This window comes from Bacteroidia bacterium, assembly GCA_020852255.1.
GTDB lineage: Bacteria > Bacteroidota > Bacteroidia > JADZBD01 > JADZBD01 > JADZBD01.
This window is the reverse complement of sequence record JADZBD010000012.1, coordinates 1-4,810: the sequence shown is the minus strand read 5'-3', so window position 1 is coordinate 4,810 and position 4,810 is coordinate 1. Positions and strand designations below refer to the sequence as shown.

Genomic DNA, 4,810 nt, shown 5'->3' with positions numbered 1-4,810 from the left:
GTGGAACCGGGAGTACATGGGGTGGAGCGGATGCCTGGATGGTCAGGGCAAGCTTCCTGGGATGGTCAGGATGTAATCAATTCGCTGTGAGCACCACACAAACATCTCCTACCGACCCAACATATACTACCTTGAACCGAACAGTAGCCAGCCTTCCGGTGTCTCCTTCCAATTTGATCTCACAACTGATCATGCCTCTTTCCTATACTATTTGTACGAATAACCCTACCGTATCGGAAGAGGAAATGCTAAGTAATTATGTGCCCCCGGGATTCTATCCCAACCCAACCTCCGGCATTATCCACTTCCGAGACCTAAACTCTTCATCGCTCCACTATGCATTTTACAATCAACTTGGGAAATGCGTAGACAAAGGACAAGCAATAAACAGCGTTGAATTGGACTCTTCGTTACCCAACGGGATCTATTTCCTCGAGCTTTCTGAGAAAGAACGCGTGTTTCGCTATAAACTCGTACTCGAGAGATAGTCGATTCTTGTTCATTCTATTACATTGATTTTACTTTACTTGTTTTATTGTTTAATTGCTTTCAGCTTTGCTCATTTCTTCTAGCGCAAGAAAAGTGAAATGAAAAACCATGAAGCATTTAAACATGTAAAGTAAATCGAATGCTCCTGGAATCAAAACAGGATAAACTTCGTCAGTACTCCTGACAAACTTTATTTTCATTTCCGTTACGCTGTCATCGAATTTCATATTCAGCGTTTTATAAACCATTGGTCATTTCGAAATCAGGTTCGTCATAAAATAAATTTGGAATTGTCCCCCCCCCCCTGTCCTATTATTGCAAAACAAATCATGAAAAGAAACATAATCATTTTATTATTTCTCCTCGTAACTGTCGGGGGAGATAATGCCTTCGCTCAATGTGAGTGGCCCTGTACCGTAAACGCGGGTTCTGACAAGACAAGTCTTTGTCCGGGTAACGCGGTAACCATCGGTGTTTCAGGTTGCCTTTCATCTTCAGATTGTAAGCCGGGCTGTAGTTATACAGTTTCATGGTCGCCCTCCGGAGGAACCGCATGTACGGCAACCGTATATCCTACCGTAACCACTACTTACACCATGACGGTGACCCTGAACGGCAGCTGTTGCCCGGCCGGAGCCACCGGATCTTGCAACACGCCTCCGGGAGCAACATGCTCCAATGGTGTTACAAGGACCGATCAGGTAACTGTTACTGTTAATTCCACTGGTTGCAGAATTATTAATCCCGGGATAGTACAGGAAGAATCAAATTCCGCGATTTCTCTTTCGCCAAATCCAACATCCGGCCATTTCAACCTTACATTGAATGATGATTTATTCAAAATCCTAGACCTGTCAAAATCAACTCCTATCATTGGCGTATATGATGTCAATGGCAAGTTGATTATACAGTCGGACATTACAGGTAAAATCAACCCCATTGATATTTCCTCTTATTCGGCTGGAACCTATTTTATTAAATTAATCGACGGGGATACTCTTCTTGGCTATAAAGTTCTTATTAAATCGTAATTTCGTGATTATCGGAGATGGGCGTTCGATTCCTTATGGCAATCACTTTAATGACCTTGACCACGGTATTTAATCTTCGTGGTCAGGTCGTTACATTTCAAAAAACATTCGGGACTCCGGGCTACGATCATGGAAGGGCGTTTATTACCCGTGATAGTGGATATATACTCATTGGTGCAATAAATATGTTTTCTCCGTCTGAAGAAGGTTGTATCATTCGATTATCCCGCTTTGGCGATACTCTTTGGAAGAAAATCTATCGTCACCCCTTGTATACAACCGGGTGTGCCCGTCATATTGTCGAGTTTTCGAACGGTGATCTGTTTTTTAATCTTACGGTGACCTCCGGTCCAAACCCCGGATACATCGGCATCAGAGCTAATGCTCAAGGTGATACTCTACAAACTTTCATTTGTCCCGGAGGGGAGTCCTTTTACGAAACTCCTGATGGTGGTCTTGTCTTCTTTGGTTCGAGTTTTGCGGCTAAATATTCCGCCTCCATGACTTTGCAATGGATCAAGCATTTTGGTCATCCGAGTGAGTATTATGATGGAAAAGGTATTATAACCAGCGATGGCGGTTATTTTTTATTGGCAACCACCAGATTCTATGCTGCCGGTGGTCCGTCAGATTTCGATTGGCTGTGCGTAAAGCTAGATTCTGCCGGTTCTGTGCAATGGCAGAAGGTCATTGGAACAACTTTTTTTGAAAATTGCGGCACCCCTGAGCAAAGCTCCGATGGCGGGTTTATAATGACGGGATCAACAGTGGTCAATGGCGGCCCATCAAACCCTGACGTATTAGTAGTTAAACTAGATCCCTCCGGTAACCTTGTTTGGGCGAAGACCTATGGCGGGCCGAATGAAGAAGAGCCTTCGAGGATTTATAAAACCTTTGGCTCTCCAGGATATATCATCTCCGGTGTGACCATGGGGAATGAACTGACCTTTAATTCACGTCGGGGATTCATGTACAAAATTGATCTGGCAGGAAATTTTATGTGGGGAAAAATATATGGCCATATGAATCCGTCCATGGGCGGCCGCGATGAAATTCACCATGCCTATCCCACCTACGATGGAGGATTCCTGCTTAGCGGCCAGAGTCAAAATCTTGGACAAAATCAGGATTTTGACTTCTGGATCATCAAAACCGATCCGAATGGTAACAGCGGATGCCACGAGATGAACACTATCCCCCAGGTCCTTACTCCTCCCATCGTCGTGCAAACCATCACCCCGGTGGATACGCCCTCCGTCTGGAATATTACAAGTAAATCGAATGCTCCTCGAGTCAAAACAGAATGCGCTTCGTCAGTACTCCTGACAAACTTTATTTTCATTTCGATTGCCCATCCATGAAAATCAAACTCAGGCTTTTATGCCGTTTTTATAATTTCGAAATCGGGGGTGCTGAAAAATATATTTGGATTTGCCCCCCCCCTGTCCTATTATTGCGAAAAAACAAATCATGAAAACAAACACATTCTTTCTCGCCTCCTTCTTTCTTTGCTCTCTGATAGGATTGGCGAACAACAGCGAAGCCACCAAGTCGAATGCCGAAGTGTTTGAGCCGGCAGGATCCATTGTAGCCTGCACTGTAGATGCCGGTAACAACCGTACCAGTTGCTCAGGATCATATTCCGGGACTATTGGAGGAAGTCCGACTGCTACAGGTTGTGCAGGATCATGGACCTATGCTTGGACTCCTTCTACCGCTTTGAGCAGCACAACTGTACAAAATCCTACGGTTACCAATTTAACCTCCACCACAACTTATTGGGTGACCGTTACAAGCCCAAACTGTTGTGACGCTTCTGATTTCGTAACCATAACAATAAATTGCTCTTGCTGCAGGATAGAAAATCCGGAATCCAAGCCGGAATATTCCGCTGAGGACATCGCCATTTTCCCAATCCCGGCAAAGGAAACTCTTTCATTCAAGATCAAGTCCGAATCTCAAACATATACCATAGGACTTTATGGCGCTACCGGTAATTTACTACTTGAAAGAACAGAAACAGGGTCATTTTTTAACACAAACGGACTGCAGGTTTCCGGGTATCCCGCCGGCATTTACTATCTTCAGATCATGTCCGGAGATGCTGTGGTATTATTTAAAAAAGTAGTACTTTCAGAGTAGAAAAATGCTCAAATATTCTTTTTTTATCGCTTTTTCCATTTTAAGTGTCTGTCACGCTCAGTCGCCACGTTTTCAACATCTCTACGGGAACACCCAGATCGAATGGATACATAATGTGGATACCCTTGCCAACGGAATGTTGTTGGCCGGAGGTTATACAAAAAGCTACGGCCAGGGAGATTATGACGGATTCATGCTCCGAACCGATTCCTTCGGAAATGTTCTTGGCCTGGTAACCCTTGGTGGTGCCATGGAAGACGCGGTGTTTGATTTTGCGACCCTGCCATCAAATCGAAATCTGGTGGCAGGTTTTAGTAAAAGCGTTGGCATCAATACTCCCGTTTCCAATGCAGTAGTATGCCTAATCGAAGACAATGGAACTGTATTATGGCAAAAAGCTGTTGGTGGAAACAATCCGGATGGCCTAAACTCGATCATTCGACCTACGCAAGGAAAGTACTTTTATGCGAGTGGTTTTACGGCTTCCCAGGGTCTGGGCGGAGAAGACGGCTGGATAATCAAAGGAGATACGTTGGGAAATATCCTATGGCAGGTTACGCTGGGAACCCCGAACAATGAACGTTGTCAGAAGCTGGTAGAGACCGCCGACGGAAATCTTGCTGCCATTGTTAACATGGACACCGGATCCTACTCGAATTTCGGACTGGTTAAACTGGACACTTCCGGGAACATTCTTTGGCAAAAAATGTTCGGAGGTGCTCTTAATGATTGGGCCGTTTCGCTTATTGCAACTGCCGATTCCGGATTTGCCATTGCAGCCGGAGGGTATTCCTATGGCGCCGGAAGCCAGGATGTTTACTTGATCAAGCTCAATGCATCCGGTCAAACCCAATGGTTCAGAACTTACGGCGACACGTATGATGATAATGTGCGCGACCTGGTGGAATATACGGATGATCAGGGGGTGCCAAGAAATTACTTTGTAACGGGATATTCTCCTGGCCTGGAGAGCGATACCTCTGCCTCCTGGGGAAACTGTAAAGGATTTGTACTATGCACGGATGCCTCCGGAATCATGCAATGGGTAAATATGTATGGACAAGGCCCCTCGGATTATTTCTTAACCATGCAATTGCTCGGGAACAATGATCTGCTGCTGGCCGGTAGTGGAACCGGGAGTACATGGG

The 4,810-nt window shown here is 45.1% G+C and carries 5 protein-coding genes; all 5 read left to right on the top strand.

The window, feature by feature from the left end:
• The coding region (locus IT233_07365; protein MCC7302442.1) for a T9SS type A sorting domain-containing protein at window positions 1-488 on the top strand (488 nt) is incomplete at its 5' end.
• Between the two features lie 330 nt (window positions 489-818).
• Complete coding sequence (locus IT233_07360; GenBank protein MCC7302441.1) at window positions 819-1,520, top strand: T9SS type A sorting domain-containing protein; 702 nt, start codon at window positions 819-821, stop codon at window positions 1,518-1,520.
• Between the two features lie 35 nt (window positions 1,521-1,555).
• Window positions 1,556-2,881: a hypothetical protein gene (locus IT233_07355; GenBank protein ID MCC7302440.1), complete on the top strand. Its 1,326-nt coding sequence runs from the start codon at window positions 1,556-1,558 to the stop codon at window positions 2,879-2,881.
• Between the two features lie 109 nt (window positions 2,882-2,990).
• Window positions 2,991-3,662 carry a T9SS type A sorting domain-containing protein gene (locus IT233_07350; GenBank protein ID MCC7302439.1) on the top strand — a complete coding sequence of 224 codons (672 nt, stop codon included), beginning with the start codon at window positions 2,991-2,993 and terminating at the stop codon, window positions 3,660-3,662.
• A gap of 4 nt (window positions 3,663-3,666) precedes the next feature.
• The coding region (locus tag IT233_07345; GenBank protein MCC7302438.1) for a hypothetical protein at window positions 3,667-4,810 on the top strand (1,144 nt) is incomplete at its 3' end.

Coding starts and splice junctions, on each gene's coding strand:
- IT233_07360 (MCC7302441.1), top strand. CDS start 819: ATGAAAAGAAACATAATCATTTTATTATTTCTCCTCGTAACTGTCGGG.
- IT233_07355 (MCC7302440.1), top strand. CDS start 1,556: ATGGCAATCACTTTAATGACCTTGACCACGGTATTTAATCTTCGTGGT.
- IT233_07350 (MCC7302439.1), top strand. CDS start 2,991: ATGAAAACAAACACATTCTTTCTCGCCTCCTTCTTTCTTTGCTCTCTG.